This is a genomic window from Methylobacterium sp. E-046, from assembly GCF_022829625.1.
GTDB lineage: Bacteria > Pseudomonadota > Alphaproteobacteria > Rhizobiales > Beijerinckiaceae > Methylobacterium > Methylobacterium longum.
The window spans coordinates 1-15,509 of the sequence record NZ_JAKSYP010000155.1; the positions used below are offsets into that span (position 1 = coordinate 1).

Here is a 15,509-nt window from a genome sequence, read left to right on the forward strand (position 1 = left end):
CTCGACCACCCCCAGCCCCGAGCCGAGATGGCCGCCCGTGATCGACACCGCGTCGATCATCTCGGCCCGAACCGCCTCCGCAACGGCCGGAAGCTCCGACTCCGGAAGACCGCGCAACGCCGCAGGATTCGGGACACGGTCTAGGAGCGCGCTCTGCTCGGGGGTAATCGCCACGGCATCAACCTCTATCGGACGGGATCGGTCGGACCGCCGAGCCTCAGGACATATCGAGCGGGGCCACGCCCTCGGGCCGCCCGTCTGAGCCGAGGGTGATCCTCTGGATCCGCGCCTCGGCCCGCTTGAGGAGCGCCTCGCAATGCTTCTTCAGCACCTCGCCGCGCTCGTAGATCGCCACCGACTCGTCGAGCGGCACGTCGCCCCGCTCCAGCCGCCGCACGATCTCCTCGAGCTGCTCCAGCGCCTTCTCGAAGGGCAGGTCGCCGGCGGCGGGGGCCACCTCGGGTCTGCTCGTGGTCATCCCTGATACTTCCTTTGGGGAGGTTCTAAGGCGGTAGACCCCGCGGCTACAACCCAGGCGCGGGGAGCACCAGCCGGCCCGGGACCGTTTTGAACCGGTGCGGCGGCGTTTGCGCCACACCTGGGGCCCGGCGCGACCCTCACGCGAGCGTCAGGGAGAACGGCGTGCCCTCGAAGGCGTCGGCACCCCGGCCGATGCGCGCCACGGCCGCGACCATGCGGCCCTCGCGCCCGAGCATCCGGTCGGCGATGGCGACGAACAGCGGGTTGGGCGTCGCGGACGGGGAGGCCGCCCGCAGGGCGTCGGCGATCGCCGCCTCGTCGCGCTCCGGCGCCAGCGCGCAGGCCGCGATGAAGGCTGCGGCGGTCGAGCGGCTGATCCCGGCGTAGCAGTGGACGACCAGGGGCTTCTCCCGGGGCCAAGCCCGGACGAAGTCGAGCACGCGGGCCACATGGTCCTCCGCCGGCAGGACATGCCCGTCGCGGGCGGTCGCGATGTCGCTGACCCCGATGATCGCGTGGTTCTCGGCCTCGATCACGGCGGGCCGCTCCAGCGGCGTCCCGACATTGATCAGCGTGAGCACGTGGCTCGCGCCGGTGGCGGCGACGGTCTCGGGCAGGCGCGAGAGGGGGCAGACGTGAAGGGTCGGCATCGTGCGGGTGCCAGTGACGTGCGATCGTGACGGATCGAGGGCGGCCGCGTCAGGGACCGCGGAGACGGTGGAAGCGGTCTAGGAACCGCGCCTCGGCCTCGGCGGTCGGCCAGGGCTCCGCCAGGGCCAGGACCGGATCGGGCAGGTCCGCGGCCCGGCCGAAGTAGAGCGCGGCCTCGTCCTGCGCGAACCCCGCGAGGCGGACGGCCTCCAGGTGGGCGGCGCTCCGGTCGGCGCGCTTCACCAACCCGGCGAGCGCCGGCGACGGGTCCGGCAATCCGAAGCGGCGGCGCATGGCGGCGAGCAGGCGCAGTTCGACCCCGCGGTAGGCATCGCCGATCGCGGCCTTGAGCGGGGAGATGATGTCGCCGACCACGTATTCGGGCGCGTCGTGCAGCAGCAGCTCCAGGCCCTCCGGACCGGTGCAGCCGGGGGCCAGATGGCGGCCCACCGCCTCGACCAGCAGGCTGTGCTGGGCCACCGAGAAGACGTGCGGCCCCCGGGTCTGGCCGTTCCAGCGGGCGACCCGGGCGAGCCCGTGGGCGATGTCGGCGATCTCGATGTCGTGGGGCGCTGGGTCGAGGAGGTCGAGGCGGCGGCCGGAGAGCATCCGCTGCCACGCGCGGGGACCCGGCTCGCTCATGGGGCTCGCCCCGCTCACGGGGCCAGCCCCAGCGCGGCGCAGGGCCCGTGCCGATGACACGCGACGAGGTGATCGTTGACCATGCCGACCGCCTGCATGAAGGCGTGCACGATGGTGGGGCCGCAGAACGCGAACCCCTCCGCCTTGAGCGCCTTGCCGATCGCCCGGGAGACCGGCGTCTCCGTGGCGATCCCGGCCCGGTTCCGGGCCGTGCCCTGGATCGGCCGGCCGTCGACGAAGTCCCAGAGGAAGGGCGCGAAGCCGGGGCCGCGCTCCTCGATCCGCAGCCACGCTCGGGCGCCCGCGATGGTGCCCTGGATCTTGGCGTGGTTGCGGATGATGCGGGTGTCCCCCATCAGCCGCGCGACGTCAGCCTCCGTGAAGCGGGCGATCCGCTCCGGGTCGAAGCCCGCGAAGGCGTCGCGGAACCCCTCGCGGCGGCGCAGGATGGTGATCCAGGACAGGCCGGCCTGGAACCCGTCGAGGATGAGCTTCTCGTAGAGGGCCCGGCCGTCGCGCTCGGGCACGCCCCATTCGGTGTCGTGGTAGGCGACGTAGAGCGGGTCGAGTCCCGCCCACCAGCAGCGGGGGCATCCGTCGGGGTGAGCGATCAGGCCGGTCTCGGACATCGCACCGGTTTAACGAGAACAGGAGCGGAACGCCATCGGCGCAGCCAAGCCGCGGAATCGGCCCGACACGACGTCAGCCCGCCGCGCCCGCCGCCTCCGGCATCGCGAAACTCGCGTAGCCCGGGCGCTCCAGCCGCACCGGATACCCGCCCGCAAGCGGGGTCTCGCCTGCCGCCAGCGCGTCGCCCAGCCGGTCGAGGCGGATCAGGGCGAGGCCGCGTCCGCCCGCGGCGCTGCCGGTGGTGCCGAGCACCTTCCCGCCCGCCGTGACCTCGGTGCCGGGTTCAGGGATGCCTTCCGGATAGGCCGCCGCCAGGATGCGGGTGCGGGCGGTGCCCCGGTGCTGCATGCGCGAGACCACCTCCTGGCCGACGTAGCAGCCCTTCTTGAAGTCGACCCCGCCGAACTGGTCCATCAGCGCCTCGTGCGGGAAGGCGTCCCCGAAGGCGTAGTCGCGCCCGCCCTCGGGGACGCCCAGCGCGATCCGGCGGGCATGGTAATCCGCCTCCGCGGCATCGGCCGAGAACGCCCCCTCTTCGGCGTAGAGCCGCGCGCCGAGATCGCCATGACGGGAATCGGCCACCCCCTCGGCGGCGCCCGGCGCGGCGCCGTCCCAGGCGGCCGCGACCGCCACGGTCGGGTCGGCGGCGATCGTCACCTGGGCGCGCAGCTTGTAGAGCGTCAGGCGCTTGGCGAGACCCGCCGCGCTCTCGGCCCGAACGTCGAACCGGAAGCCGTCGGCGAGCCGCGACACCAAGAAGTCGAACAGGACCTTGCCCTGCGGGGTCAGGAGGGCGCCGAGCCGCGCCTCGCTGGCCTGGAGCGTCTCGACGTTGCAGGTCAGCACGCCCTGGAGCAGCGCGGTCGCGTCCGGACCGGTGACGCGGACGAGGGCGCGGTCCGGCAGCAGGGCGACGGGCATGGCAGGCTCTTCCTCACGCGACGGGGGTCCGGCAGGCCGAACCCCGATACCGGGACGTAGTCGCTGCCCGTCCCCGCCTCAACCGTCCGCGATCCCGCCTCTCAGTGCTGGAGGGTCGTGGTGAAGGCGCCCCCGCGGATGCGCTCCGGGAAACCTTCCGCGTACCGGGCCGTCGCTTCCTCGCCGTAGGTCGTCACGAGTTCCTGGAAGGCCGCGAACAGCGCGGCCTGGGCCATGCAATCGCCGTCGAGCCCGTCGAGGCAGCCTTCCGCGAACGCTTCCGAGACGTAACTCAGCGCGACGCGCTTCTCCTCGACATCGACCTCGATGGGGGCGGTCTGAGAGATATGCTGCATGGCCCGATACTTCCGCTGCGCCGGGCACAAGACCCGGCGGACACCACGGATGATAAGCAGGTCCCGGCGGCTCGGCCAGCCGGGAATTTCGAATCGGTTAACGCGAGGACTCAAATCCGATGGTTCGCCGGCATCCTCGCGCGGTGTGCTGCCCCTGCATCACCCCCCGAACCGGCCGGCCAGGGCGTGCGACAGCCGGTCGCCCTCGGCGACGTACCGGGCGGCCGCCTCGTGCGCGGCCGGCGTGCAGACCCGGTAGGTCAGCGCGTAGCCGCGGTAGCCGCGGTTGTAGGCTCCGGCCAGCCGGTCGCGGCGGGCCGGGGTCACGCCCTCGGACTCGATCAGCGCCTTCATGCGGGCGGGCCAGTCGGCGGCGTCCGCGGTCCCGCACAGGCCGCGCAGGAACGCCAGCGCGCCGATGATCTCGGACATGCGCATCAGGTCGCGGTCGTAGGGTGCCGGCGCGTCCGCGGGGGCATTCGCCTCCTTGGACGTCTCCTTCGGGGCGTCCTTGGCGGCGGGCGCGGCCGTCCGGCCGGAGCGCTGCTGCGCGGGAGCCGGGCCCGCCAGCGGCCCGACGAGAAGCGTGAGCACGCACAGGAGCGATGCCGGGTGCCTCACGCCGTCACCCCCCGGTCGCGCATTTCCGCCACGCGGGCGAAGGCCGCCCGCAGGGTGTCGGTCAGGCCCGGGGTCGTCGGCAGGGCGGCGACCTCCGCCAGCGTCGCCCAGCGGGTCCCCAGGGCCTCGGGCCCGGCGACCGGCTCCCCGCCCCGCCACAGGGCCGCGTGCGGGTGGACGACGTAGTGATGCCGGGCGCGCCCGACCTCGTCCCGGACGATGATCTCCGTGGGGGCGAGCACGCCGACCACCTCGGCGGTGAGGCCGACCTCCTCGGACAATTCGCGCAGGGCCGCCTCGGCCAGGGCCTCGCCGGCCTCGACGAGGCCGCCCGGCAGCGTCCAGACCCCGCGCATCGGCTCGTTGGCGCGGGCGGCCAGCAGGACCCGATCGTCCCGGATCACCGCGATCGACGCCCCCACGAAGGGGCGCGTCGGGAACAGGCGGCTCTCGGCCGATGGCTCCTGCGCGGTCACGGCGTCCCTCCCTCGGGGGCGACCACCGCCACCCGCCCGCCGGCGAGGCCGACCACGAGCCGCGTCGCCCCGCCCTCGCCGAGGACCACGATGCCGGTCTCCGGCGGCGCCGGGAGCGGCACGCGCAGGCGCTCGCGCAGCGTGCCCTTGGCGGTGACCAGGGCGATCTCCGGCTTGCCGGCCACCGGCAGCACCAGCTCGGGGCCGCCGGCCAGGGTCGCGACGGCGAGATCCGAATCGCCCGCGCCGGGCGCGTAGCCGTCCGCCGCGGCGGCCGGCTCGATCCGGTCGGGCTGCAGCGTCCAGAGCTGGAGCCGGCCGGCGGCGCTCACCGTCGCGGCCTGGGTCTGGCCGGATCCGGCGAAGTCGGCGATCCCGGCAATCTTCACGGGCGGTCCGGGCTGCGGGGCCGTGCGCGCCGTGACCGTCCAGGCACCGCCGGCCGGCCGATCGACCAGGACGAGGCCGCCCGCATCCGCGCCGGAGCGTGTCGCGGCGAGCAGCATCGGGCGGTCGCCGAGGCGCAGCAGGCGCGGCCGCAGGGGCGCGAACACGGCCTCGCCGCCCGCCGGCACCGTGACGGTGGCCACCGGAACCGGCTTCGGATCGGTGCTGACCGCCATCGGCTGGCGCTCCCGGATCGTCAGCACGGAGGCGGCCTCGCTGCCGTCGGCCGCGCGGGTCCGCCCGGTGAGGTAGGCGCTGAGCGGCCCGGAGAGCGCCCGGCGCGAGCCCGGCAGGGCGCCGCGCGGTGTCTCGGCGGCGGTCAGCCCCTCCACCGCCTCCCGCCCGATCGGCCGGACGGTGACGCTGCCCCCCGAGAGCGTCAGCACGGCGCCGCCGTCCTCACCCCAGACGACGGCCACTGGCGCGCTCTCCTCGTCACCGACCTGCTGGCTCGCCGTCCCGCCGGCGATCGGCAGCAGGCCGGAGGTCGCCACCGAGACCGCGGCCTCGCTGCGGGGCCCGCGCAGGGCGCGGACCTGGAAGGGCAGGTCGAGGATCCGGACGCCCGGCTCAGCCCGGGCGGCGAGCGGGAGGGCGCCCACGAGCAGCCCTGCGAGCAGCGTCCGGCCCCGGAGACCCGGTGCCCGCCCGCGATTCGCGGCGGTCACGCCCGAGGGGGCACGCGGCCTGATCAAACGTGCTGGCCGCCGTTGATGTGCAGCTCGGCCCCGTTCACGTAGGACGAGGCCTCGGTGCACAGGAAGTAAATCGCCTTGGCGACCTCGTCGGGGGTGCCGAGCCGGCGCTGCGGGATCTGCTCGATCAGCTTCTCGGTGCCGGGCGACAGGATCGAGGTGTCGATCTCGCCGGGCGAGATCGCGTTCACCCGCACGCCGAGCGGGCCGAAATCGGCGGCCATCTCGCGGGTCAGGCCGGCAAGCGCCGCCTTCGAGGTGCCGTAGGCTGCCCCCGCGAAGGGGTGGACGCGCGAGCCCGCGATCGACGTCACGTTGACCACCGAGCCCCTGGCCCGGGCGAGCTCGTCGCGCAGGCCGCGGGCCAGCAGGATCGTGGCGAAGAGATTGACCTGGAACACCCGCTGCCAGGCGTCGAACTCCGTGGCGAGCGCTCCGAGGCGCTCCCCCTCCGGCCCCTTCGGCGAGATGCCGGCATTGTTGACCAGCGCGTGCAGCACGCCGCCCTCGGCGGCGAGGCGGCCGCGGACCTCCTCGACGGCGCGAACCGTATCCTGCGCGTCCGCGAGATCGACCTGGAGGTGGTCTTCGGGACCCATCTCCCACGGACAGTTCTCCGGGAAGGGGTGGCGCGAGCAGGTGATCACGCGCCAGCCCGCGGCCGAGAACCGCTTGACGGTGGCGTGGCCGATGCCCCGGCTCGCACCCGTGAGCAGCATGATGCGCCGGCGTTCGTTGACGGGGAGGGCCAAAGCCGTAAGCCTCGCTGGCGGTGGGGATCGCGGCGCGGTCTGGGCGCGGACGTCGTGCCGGTGAGCCTCAACGGTCTAGGCGCACCGCAACAGGAAATCCAGAGCGCGTCGCGCCCCGGGGCGATGCAGGGAAGAGGAACACCATGGCCAGCGGGCAAACCAGCGCGGAGCGCATGCCGGAGATCCCGGTCGACAGCCTCACGGCGGCGCAGGCCGCGGCCGCGGCGGCGTTCGAGGCCGAGCGCGGCGTGCCCGTCTTCGGGCCGTTCGTGCCGCTCCTGCGCAGCCCCGAGCTAATGCTCTGCGCCAGCCGGATGGGTCTCTACCTGCGCTACGGCAGCGCCCTGCCGCTGCGGATCAGCGAGTTCGCCATCCTCCTCGTCGCCCGGGAGTGGAGCCAGCCGGTGGAATGGGCGATCCATCACCCGATCGCCCTGAAGGCCGGCGTCGCACCCGAGACCGCGCAGGCCCTGGCCGAGGGGCGCCGTCCCGACACGATGAGCCCCGACGAGGCCCTGGCCTACGCCTTCTCGACGGAGCTGCTGCACAACCGCGCGGTGAGCGAGCCGACCTACACGGCCGTGGTGGCGCGCTTCGGCGAGCAGGGGGCGATCGATCTCACCGGCATCAACGGCTACTACGCGCTGCTGGCCATGACCATGAACGTCGCCCGGACGGCGGTGCCGAGCGACGCGTCCGCGCCGCTGCCGCCGCTGGTCGGGTAGGGTTCGGAGCCGCGTCCCGGCGGGTTCCCGTTCTGGACCCGCCTCCGCTTCGCTCCGCCCGCCCGGGAAGGGCCGGTGCAGACCGACCCTCAACTCCCTCCGGGGGCAGCGAGCGTGGATCGGGCGTGAGAGGAAGGGGTCCCAGAACCCGGAACGGGGCCCGCTGCGAAGCGGGCCCGCCCTGAACCACAGTCCCCCGCCGCTTGTGGCGCCGGCCGCTTCGGTCTAACCGTCCTCCCCCGGCGGGCGCCCGACGCGCCGCACGCCGATCCCCGAAAACCCGGCCGGACGAGAGCCATGGTCGCCCATACCCGCGCCGATTCGGCACCCAAGCCCACCGATCCCGCGCTGGCCGGCGCCCGGATCCTCGTCGTCGAGGCGCGCTACTACGACGCGATCGCCGACGAACTCCTCTCCGGCGCGCTGGCCGCGATCGCGGCGGCCGCCGCGCAGGCCACCGTGGTGACCGTGCCGGGCGCCCTGGAGATCCCCGCCGCGGTGGCGATCCTGCTCGACGCGGGATCCTACGACGCCGTGGTCGCGCTGGGCTGCGTGATCCGCGGCGAGACCGGCCATTACGACATCGTGGCCGGCGAGAGCGCCCGCGCGCTGATGGACCTCTCGGTCCAGCGCCGCGTGCCGCTCGGCAACGGCATCCTGACCGTGGAGACCGAGGCGCAGGCGCTCGCCCGCGCCAGGGTCGCCGAGATGAACAAGGGTGGCGGTGCAGCCGAGGCGGCGCTCGGGGTGCTCGCTCTCAAGCGCGCGGCCGAGGCCGCACGGCCGCGATGACGAGAACCGACATGACCGGGACGACCGACACGAAGCCGGAGGCGGCCGGCCAGTCCGCCGGCACGACGACTGACAAGACGACCGGCAAGACGACCGCCAAGGGGATCAGCCTCCGCACCGGTGCCCGCCTCGCCGTGGTGCAGGCGCTCTACGAGATGGACATCTCCGGCAAGGGCGTCCTCGACGCGCTCGCCGAGTTCGAGGCGTTCTGGATCGGCCAGGAGGTCGACGGGATCATGCATCCCGAGGCCGAGACCGCCTTCTTCCGCGACCTCCTGCGCGGCACCGTAGAGGAACAGCGGGCCATCGACCCGAAGCTCGATCAGGCGCTCGCCCAGGGCTGGCCGCTCCGGCGCATCGAGATCGTGCTCCGCGCGATCCTGCGCGCCGGGGCCTACGAGTTGATGTTCCGGCCCGACGTGCCGGCGGCGGCGGCCATCTCCGAATACGTCGACGTGGCCCGCAGCTTCTACACCGCCGACGAGCCGGGGCTCGTCAACGCGGTGCTCGACCGGCTCGCCCGGGAGGTCCGGCCGGGCGAGGTCGGGATGGCCAAGGGCAAGGGCGCCCATAAGAGCACGGGCAAGAGCGCCGGCGCGGGCGCCGATCAGGGTCCCGGCGAGACGGGCTCAGCCAAGCCGGGTCCGTCCACGGCGGGCTCGTCCAAGCCGGGCTCGTCCAAGCCGCTCCCGACGCCGACCCCCACCGACGAGGCCTGATCCGTGGCCGGCCCGGTCCGCGCCTCCGAGGAGGGGTTGATCGCCCGCTATTTCGCCCCCCTGGCGGGGCCGGGCGCGGACGGACTCCGGGACGACGCCGCCATCCTGACGCCGGCCCCCGGCCACGACCTCGTGCTCACCGCCGACGCCGTGGTGGCGGGGATCCACTACTTCCCCGACGACCCGCCGGCCTCGATCGCCCGCAAGGCCCTGGGGGTGAACCTCTCTGACATCGCCGCCAAGGGCGCGGTCCCCCGCGGCTTCCTGCTGACCCTGGCGCTGCCCGACGACTGGACCGAGGACTGGCTCGCCGGGTTCTCGGCCGGATTGGGTGAGGCGGCCGCGGAGGCCGGATGCCCCCTGCTCGGTGGCGATACCGTGCGGTCCGGCGGCGCGGCGCTGATCGGGGTGAGCATGATGGGCGAAGTCCCGTCCGGTGCGATCGTCCGGCGCAACACCGCCCGGATCGGCGACCGGATCTGCGTGACCGGGACGATCGGCGACGCGGCCCTGGGCCTGCGGCTGCGCCTGGAGCCAGAGGCCGCCTGGGCGGCCGGCCTCGATCCGGCGCTGCGGGCGATGCTGGCCGACCGCTACCTCCATCCGCGCCCGCGCCTCGCCGCGGCGGAGGCGGTGCGCCGCCACGCCACCGCGGCCATGGACGTCTCGGACGGGCTCGCAGGCGACCTCGCCAAGATGCTGGGCGCGGGGCGGAGCGCCTCGATCGATGTGGCCGCCGTCCCGCTCTCGGAGGCGACCCGGCGCGCCCGCGCGGCCGAGCCCGGCCTGATCGACGCCGTCCTGACCGGAGGCGACGATTACGAGATCCTCTGCACGGTGACGCCCGAAAGGCTCGACGCCTTCCGGGCCGAACTGGCGGAAGCCGGGATCGCGCTCGCCGCCATCGGTGCCGTCACGGCGGGCGACGACCCGCCCCGGTTCGCGATGGCTGATGGGGCCGCGCGCGTGTTCGGGGCCGGGGCGTTCAGCCACTTCTGAGGGCCCGTTCGAGCCCTCAGCCGGTCGGACCCCTCGGTCGCGCGTGCCGACCCGGGTCCCACCCGGGGGCGCGGAGGCCGCCTGGGCGCGGCCCGTCCCGCCGCCGGACCGTCTCCTTCAGCGGGCTCAGGGCCGCTCGGGCGGCGATCGCTCCGGCTTACGCCCCGGCGCCGCGGTCGAGGACGATCACCGCCCGGCGGTTCTGCGACCAGCAGGAGATGTCGTTGCACACCGCCACCGGCCGCTCCTTGCCGTACGACACGGTCCGCATCCGGCCCGCCGTGATGCCGCGGGTGGCGAGGTAGTCGTTCACCGACTGGGCCCGGCGGGCGCCGAGCGAGAAGTTGTACTCGCGGGTGCCGCGCTCGTCGGCGTGGCCCTCGATGATGAAGGTGTAGCGCGGGTAGCGCTGCAGCCACGCGGCCTGCTTGTCCAGCGTCGCCGTCGCGGTGGGCGTCAGGTCGGTGGAGTCCGATTCGAAGAAGACCCGGTCGCCGATATTGACGACGAAGTCCTGCGCGCTGCCGGGGGTCGCGGCGCCGGCCCCGAACGCCGAGGCGTCCGCGAGGTCCTTGTCGTTGCTGCAGGCGCCGAGGCCGAGGGCGGCGACGAGGGCGAGTCCGAGGGCGGCGGCGCGGAAAGGCTGGGGCATGATCTGAAAAACTCCTCGAGCGGTGCCGAAGGCCGGCTGCGGGTCTTCGAGGCGTGTCCGCGTAGTCCTGAGCACCGTCTGTAGGCGCGGATGGTTAAGCGACGGTTCAGACGCGTCGGGCGAGGCCGTGGTGGCGGCCCGCGGCGTCCGGTGTCGTGCGCTGTCGCACCCGGAATGCGGCGGCTGCGGGGCGGGGGCCCGGGGGGGGTGGCCCCGACGGCGATTTCGCCGGCATGGGTTGCGGCGCGGCCACACGCCAAGCGGTGACCGGCCGGGCCGGGTTTTTAAGGGTTCCTCAACCCTGACGACGTCTGGATCGCGGGCGGAACACCCGGACCCCTGCCATGCGCCCCGCCCAGAGCGTCCTCATCGTCGAGGACAGCTACCTGCTCCTCGAGATCATCGCGAGCCTGTGCGAGACGCACGGGATCCGGGTGATCGAGGCCTCCACGGGCGAGGCGGCGCTGACGCTCCTGCGCGCGCGGGGCAGCGCGATCGACTGGCTGTTCACCGACATTCATCTGCCCGGACTGATCGACGGCTGGACGGTGGCGCACGCCTTCCGGGGGATCCACCCGGACCGGCCGGTGGTCTACACCTCGACCGAGGCCAACCGGCGGAGCGGCGTGCCGGGCAGCCTGTTCCTGCGCAAGCCGTTCCAAGTTCAGGAGGTCGACCGGCTGGTGCGGATGATGGTCGATGGCCCCGGCGATGCGCATCGCGGCACGCCGCTCCACGCCCTCGGCTGAGATCCGGCGTTCCGCGTCGTCGGCCGATCCGGGTCGGACCGCCATCGCGCGCGGAGTTGAAGCGCCGAAGACCGCTTGACGCTTGGCGGCACGCCGCCGCTGGGTTGCCGCGTGCCGTTCGCGAAGACCGCGCACCCTCCCGCCGGGGCCGTCCGCGCGTCGAGGCGGCCTCACCCGCCCCGGAACAGCGCCACGATGTCCGGCGCCGCCAGCCACGCCTCCACCCGCGGGCAGGCGAGGTCACCTTGCGGCACCGTGTCGTAGATGGTGAAGCTCGCCGCGACGAAGCCCGCCAGGTCGTAGAGCGTCGGGAAATCGTCGCGGCGGGGCTTCGCCTTGAACAGGTACGACCCGGTCAGCCCGAAATGCTCCGCGACGGGCGGGTAGATCGGCCAGACCACGTCCTGGGCCAGCTCGTCGCCGAGGTAATCCTCGATCTCCACGGGCTCCGGCGTCAGCCCGTTCTCCTGCAGGAGACGCCGCGCGATGTCGCCGAGGACGTGGACCTTCGGATGGTTCATCAGGTGCATGAAGGCGCCACGACGCGCCCAGCGGGTCACCTCCCGCTCCAGGCCGAAGCCCAGGGCGGTGGCGGCGGCCGCCAGTTCCCGCACCGCCGGGTCCCAATGCTCGAGGTAGCCCAGGCGCGCGAACACGTCCTCGCGGAACAGCCCGACGGTGCGGCCGACGTCGAGGCCGAGCCGGTGGGCGGTGAGGGCGATCGCCGAGTGGTACTGGCCCATCGGCGACGGGGTCAGCTTCAGGGCGGCGAGGTCCGAGGCCTGGCCGGCATAGACCATGTCGGGATGGAAGGCCGAGAACACGATCGACGGGAACAGCTTGAGGCGGGGGTCGGCCGCGCGCAGGGTGGCGACATCGCCGCCCGGGATCAGCCCGGCCGGGAAGGCCTGCGAGAAGACGTGGTCGTGCGCCTGCAGGGTCCGGATCAGGCCGTCGACATGGCCGTGGTCGCGCTTCAGCGACCCCATGGGCAGGTAGCGGACCGGACTCCGCGGCGCCAGCAGGCGCATCGCCCGGGCGATGCCCCGGGCCTGGCAATTGCCCAGCACCGCGATGCTCGGCCCGTCACGGGTCGTGGCGGCACGGGCGCGGTTCCGCCATGGTGTCGCCCAGGTGGGGGGCCAACTGGTGGGCGCCCAGCTGGGCGCCGAGAGGGTGAACGCGCTGCGGGCGCGCCGGGGCAGGTCGTTCAGGGCCACGTCGCGTGCCGGTGTCAGCGGACGGCTCAGCACCCCCGAGGGCCTGTCGCCGTCGTGAAGAAGAGGGTTCGAGGATGGCGTTGAATCCGTATACGGGTCTACCGGCCGAGCGATTCTGGCGCAAGGTCGTCACCAACGTGCCGCCCTTCGCGGTCAATCCGCACCCGAAGGACACCTTCGTGATCGGGCCGACCGACAAGGTCGCCACCGGCGGCTCGTGCTTCGCGCAACGGGTGGCCGAGGCGGTCCGGGGCGCCGGCTTCAACTACTACCTGACCGAGCCGCCGGCCCCGGGGATGAGCGCCGAGGAGGCCACTGCCCGGCAGTTCGGCACGTTCTCGGCGCGGTACGGCAATCTCTATTACACGCGCCAGTTCGTGCAGCTGTTCGACCGGGCCTACGGCCGGTTCGAGCCGGAGCTGAAGGCGTGGCTGCGCGACGACGGCCGCTACGTCGATCCGTTCCGCCCCACCGTCGAGCCGGCGGGCTTCGCCAGCGAGGCCGAGGTGGTGGCGGCGCGCGACGCGCACCTGGCCGAGGTGCGCCGCCTGTTCGAGACCCTCGACGTGTTCGTGCTGACGCTCGGCCTCACGGAAGGGTGGCGCTGGCGGGCCGACGGCGCGGCGCTGCCGCTGGCCCCCGGGGTCGCGGGCGGCACCTTCGATCCAGACCTCTACGAGTGCGTCAACGCGGGTGCCGGTGAGGTGCTCGGTGACCTCAACGGCTTCCTCGACCGGCTCTGGAGCGTGAACCCGAAGGCGCGGGTAATCTTCACGGTCTCGCCGGTGCCGATGATCGCCACCTACATGGACCGGCACGTGATGGAGTCGAACAGCTACTCCAAGTCGGTGCTGCGGGTGGCGGCCGGCGAGGTCGTCGGCCGCGGCGACCCGCGGGCGGTCTACTTCCCCGCCTACGACATCGTCACGAGCAACGTGAATGCCGGGCGCTACTACAACGAGGACCAGCGCACCATCAACGACGCGGGCGTGCGCCACGTCATGCGGTTGTTCCTGGCGACCTTCGCCCGCGACCGTGTGAACGCGGCTCCGGTCCACGCCCCCGTGGACCTCGCGGCGGAGTTCGAGGGCAATGCCGGCGTGATCTGCGACGAGGAGGAGATCGAGCGCAGCGTGGCGTGAGGCGGCACGGCGCGGGCCCTCGGGACCGCGCCGGTCGATCCGTTCAGTCCGGTGACGGCGCCCCCGCCGCCACGTCGCGCGCGAGGACGGCGGGAGAGCGGGGTCGCGCCTTCCGCCACCGCTCGGCCGGGACGCCGATCCGGGTTTGCCTCGGGGCGGGCGTTTCGGGCAAGCTCGGCAGGTCGGGCATGCTGCCCATCCGGAGACGAATCCCTTGAGTCTGCCCCCGCCCCGCCGTGCCGACCACGACATCGATCCGGTCTTCGTCGCGCGGCACTCCCCTCGCGCCTTCACGGGCGAGGCCGTGCCCGAGTCCGAGCTGATGCGGATGATCGAGGCGGCGCGCTGGTCGCCCTCGGCGTACAATTCGCAGCCCTGGCGCTTCCTCTACGCGCTGCGCGGCGATGCCCATTGGGAGACGTTCCTTGGCCTGCTCGTGCCCGGCAACCAGAAATGGGTCTCCGGCACCGGCGCGATCCTGTTCCTGGTCTCGAACGGGCTCATGAAGGTCGGCGACGAGCTGAAGCCGTCCTACAGCCACTCCTTCGACGCCGGCACTGCCTCGCTGGCCTTCCAGCTCCAGGCGATCCACCAGGGCTGGCACGCCCACGGCATGGTCGGGTTCGACCATGTCCGCGCGCCCGAGGTTCTGCGCCTGCCCGAGAACCACCGGATCGAGGCGGCCTTCGCGGTCGGCCGCAAGACGCCGGAGGCCGACCTCACCGACGAGCAGCGCCCGCGCGAGGCGCCCAACGGCCGCCGGCCGGTTACCGACTTCACCATCGCGGGCCCGTTCCCGGCGGCCGCGGGTTGAAGCGAAGCGGAACCGTCGCCTGCGACTGAAGATTGTGTTCGCATCGCAATGCCGTCGTGGCCGGGGATCACCGCCTGCCGGTCGGTCCCCGGGCAGCGGGGTCGCCGATTGGGCCCATCCCCGCTCGCTCCTGCGGCGCTTCGGGAGCTGGCTGATGGATCCGTCCGACCGGGCCACGTCGCCCGCCGCCTTTCTGGACGAGGGCGGCTTCGACCATGCCTCGGGGCTGCGCAGCGTGGCCGAGCGCCACGGCGTCAGCCTGGAGGCCGTGCGCCACCTGATGCAGGCGCTGGAGCGCGGGCACGGCACGATGGCCCAGTTCGACCATCCGGACCTCGGCGGGATGGGCCAGTGGTTCTCCGGCGGCATGGTGATGGTCGGCCGGATGTTCGATGACGGGCTGAAGGCGCGGGTCAATGCCCTCTGCACCGAACTGGCCGAGACCCTTCCCCCGGGCGGGTTCTCGGAGGCTGCGCCGGCCGCGCGGCGCGGCGGTGGCGAGTGGTGGCCCGCCGATCTCGGATCCCCGGCGCGCACCGGCGCGCAGAATGGTCTGCGCTACGCGTATTTCCCCGAGCGACAGCGCCTCGCCGTCGAGTCCGGTGCGGGCGTCGCCCTCTACGACACCGGCGAGCATCGCATCACCGGGGTGTCGCAGGTGAATGGCAGCCTCAGCCTCACCGGCGCGACGGGCGCCGTCGATCTCGAACGTCTGCGCCGTATCGAGGCCGAGGCGGCCGCCCCGCGTCAGGTCGATCCGGAACGCGCGCGCGCGCCCACCGCCGCCGAGACGGCCGCCCCGACACACGGCGTCACCCCGGCGCAGGGGTCCGGCCCGGCGCAGGAGTCCGGCCCGGCGCAGGGGGCCGCGGCCGACGTGCTCGCGACCATCGAGCGGCTCGCGGATCTGCACGCCCGGGGCGTGCTCACCGAACAGGAATTCTCCGCCAAGAAGGCGGAGCTGCTGGCGCGGCTGTAGGGCGGGTCCGCCCGCCGCGCCCCGACCTTGCGCGCGCTGCGAGGACC

General features: G+C 73.6%; 20 protein-coding genes and 1 pseudogene. 8 read left to right on the plus strand and 13 right to left on the minus strand.

Annotated features, from left to right (window positions below; genetic code table 11):
- The 11 genes from MKK82_RS12940 to MKK82_RS12990 form a co-directional block, all read right to left on the minus strand.
- Positions 1 to 174, minus strand: a 174-nt coding sequence (locus tag MKK82_RS12940; RefSeq protein WP_243986032.1) for a 1-deoxy-D-xylulose-5-phosphate synthase N-terminal domain-containing protein, incomplete at its 3' end; no start/stop codon positions are given.
- Positions 175 to 217: 43 nt separating this feature from the next.
- The gene (locus MKK82_RS12945; protein ID WP_010681936.1) at positions 218 to 478 is read right to left on the minus strand and encodes an exodeoxyribonuclease VII small subunit; all 261 of its coding nucleotides are present in this window, start codon (positions 476 to 478) and stop codon (positions 218 to 220) included.
- 139 nt (positions 479 to 617) lie between these two features.
- Positions 618 to 1,130, minus strand: coding sequence for a tyrosine phosphatase family protein (locus MKK82_RS12950; protein WP_243985967.1), 513 nt, complete (start codon positions 1,128 to 1,130; stop codon positions 618 to 620).
- A 49-nt stretch (positions 1,131 to 1,179) separates the two neighbouring features.
- Complete coding sequence (locus MKK82_RS12955) at positions 1,180 to 1,773, minus strand: hydrolase (RefSeq protein ID WP_373323346.1); 594 nt, start codon at positions 1,771 to 1,773, stop codon at positions 1,180 to 1,182.
- 14 nt (positions 1,774 to 1,787) lie between these two features.
- Positions 1,788 to 2,402, minus strand: a complete 615-nt coding sequence (locus tag MKK82_RS12960) for a DNA-3-methyladenine glycosylase I (protein WP_238289502.1) — start codon at positions 2,400 to 2,402, stop codon at positions 1,788 to 1,790.
- A gap of 73 nt (positions 2,403 to 2,475) precedes the next feature.
- Positions 2,476 to 3,324: a YgfZ/GcvT domain-containing protein gene (locus tag MKK82_RS12965; RefSeq protein ID WP_243985968.1), complete on the minus strand. Its 849-nt coding sequence runs from the start codon at positions 3,322 to 3,324 to the stop codon at positions 2,476 to 2,478.
- A gap of 101 nt (positions 3,325 to 3,425) precedes the next feature.
- A complete protein-coding gene (locus MKK82_RS12970; protein WP_238289498.1) occupies positions 3,426 to 3,680 on the minus strand; it encodes a hypothetical protein in 255 nt (84 codons plus the stop codon).
- A 159-nt stretch (positions 3,681 to 3,839) separates the two neighbouring features.
- Positions 3,840 to 4,301, minus strand: coding sequence for a TIGR02301 family protein (locus MKK82_RS12975; protein ID WP_238289496.1), 462 nt, complete (start codon positions 4,299 to 4,301; stop codon positions 3,840 to 3,842).
- Entirely contained in the window at positions 4,298 to 4,777 is a 480-nt protein-coding gene (locus MKK82_RS12980; protein ID WP_238289494.1) for an NUDIX hydrolase, read from the minus strand. The genes MKK82_RS12975 and MKK82_RS12980 overlap by 4 nt, the downstream gene beginning before the upstream one ends.
- Positions 4,774 to 5,892: a hypothetical protein gene (locus MKK82_RS12985; RefSeq protein ID WP_243985969.1), complete on the minus strand. Its 1,119-nt coding sequence runs from the start codon at positions 5,890 to 5,892 to the stop codon at positions 4,774 to 4,776. Before MKK82_RS12985 ends, MKK82_RS12980 begins: the two co-directional genes overlap by 4 nt.
- A gap of 23 nt (positions 5,893 to 5,915) precedes the next feature.
- Positions 5,916 to 6,638, minus strand: a complete 723-nt coding sequence (locus tag MKK82_RS12990) for an SDR family NAD(P)-dependent oxidoreductase (RefSeq protein WP_238289523.1) — start codon at positions 6,636 to 6,638, stop codon at positions 5,916 to 5,918.
- A 176-nt stretch (positions 6,639 to 6,814) separates the two neighbouring features.
- Here MKK82_RS12990 and MKK82_RS12995 point away from each other — a divergent pair, with 176 nt between their 5' ends.
- The 4 genes and pseudogenes from MKK82_RS12995 to thiL all read left to right on the plus strand — a co-directional run bounded on the left by MKK82_RS12995 (position 6,815) and on the right by thiL (position 9,906).
- Positions 6,815 to 7,396, plus strand: coding sequence for a carboxymuconolactone decarboxylase family protein (locus MKK82_RS12995; RefSeq protein WP_238289490.1), 582 nt, complete (start codon positions 6,815 to 6,817; stop codon positions 7,394 to 7,396).
- A 297-nt stretch (positions 7,397 to 7,693) separates the two neighbouring features.
- Positions 7,694 to 8,188 (plus strand): 6,7-dimethyl-8-ribityllumazine synthase, encoded by a 495-nt coding sequence (ribH, locus tag MKK82_RS13000; protein ID WP_238289488.1) that lies wholly within the window; start codon positions 7,694 to 7,696, stop codon positions 8,186 to 8,188.
- 11 nt (positions 8,189 to 8,199) lie between these two features.
- A pseudogene (gene nusB / locus MKK82_RS34190) lies at positions 8,200 to 8,754 on the plus strand (transcription antitermination factor NusB); the annotation flags it as partial.
- Between the two features lie 156 nt (positions 8,755 to 8,910).
- Positions 8,911 to 9,906 carry a thiamine-phosphate kinase gene (thiL, locus tag MKK82_RS13010; RefSeq protein WP_238289487.1) on the plus strand — a complete coding sequence of 332 codons (996 nt, stop codon included), beginning with the start codon at positions 8,911 to 8,913 and terminating at the stop codon, positions 9,904 to 9,906.
- 157 nt (positions 9,907 to 10,063) lie between these two features.
- Here the strand turns inward: thiL and pal are convergent, their stop codons facing one another.
- Positions 10,064 to 10,558 carry a peptidoglycan-associated lipoprotein Pal gene (gene pal / locus MKK82_RS13015; protein WP_238289485.1) on the minus strand — a complete coding sequence of 165 codons (495 nt, stop codon included), beginning with the start codon at positions 10,556 to 10,558 and terminating at the stop codon, positions 10,064 to 10,066.
- 344 nt (positions 10,559 to 10,902) lie between these two features.
- Here pal and MKK82_RS13020 point away from each other — a divergent pair, with 344 nt between their 5' ends.
- Positions 10,903 to 11,307, plus strand: a complete 405-nt coding sequence (locus MKK82_RS13020) for a response regulator (protein ID WP_238289483.1) — start codon at positions 10,903 to 10,905, stop codon at positions 11,305 to 11,307.
- 170 nt (positions 11,308 to 11,477) lie between these two features.
- Here the strand turns inward: MKK82_RS13020 and MKK82_RS13025 are convergent, their stop codons facing one another.
- Positions 11,478 to 12,560 carry a WcbI family polysaccharide biosynthesis putative acetyltransferase gene (locus MKK82_RS13025; RefSeq protein ID WP_238289481.1) on the minus strand — a complete coding sequence of 361 codons (1,083 nt, stop codon included), beginning with the start codon at positions 12,558 to 12,560 and terminating at the stop codon, positions 11,478 to 11,480.
- 41 nt (positions 12,561 to 12,601) lie between these two features.
- Between MKK82_RS13025 and MKK82_RS13030 the strand changes: the two genes are divergently transcribed.
- The 3 genes from MKK82_RS13030 to MKK82_RS13040 all read left to right on the plus strand — a co-directional run bounded on the left by MKK82_RS13030 (position 12,602) and on the right by MKK82_RS13040 (position 15,462).
- Positions 12,602 to 13,669, plus strand: coding sequence for a GSCFA domain-containing protein (locus MKK82_RS13030; protein WP_238289479.1), 1,068 nt, complete (start codon positions 12,602 to 12,604; stop codon positions 13,667 to 13,669).
- Positions 13,670 to 13,883: 214 nt separating this feature from the next.
- Positions 13,884 to 14,483 (plus strand): nitroreductase family protein, encoded by a 600-nt coding sequence (locus tag MKK82_RS13035; protein WP_238289477.1) that lies wholly within the window; start codon positions 13,884 to 13,886, stop codon positions 14,481 to 14,483.
- A gap of 154 nt (positions 14,484 to 14,637) precedes the next feature.
- Positions 14,638 to 15,462 carry an SHOCT domain-containing protein gene (locus MKK82_RS13040; RefSeq protein WP_238289475.1) on the plus strand — a complete coding sequence of 275 codons (825 nt, stop codon included), beginning with the start codon at positions 14,638 to 14,640 and terminating at the stop codon, positions 15,460 to 15,462.
- The last annotated feature ends 47 nt before the right edge of the window (positions 15,463 to 15,509 follow it).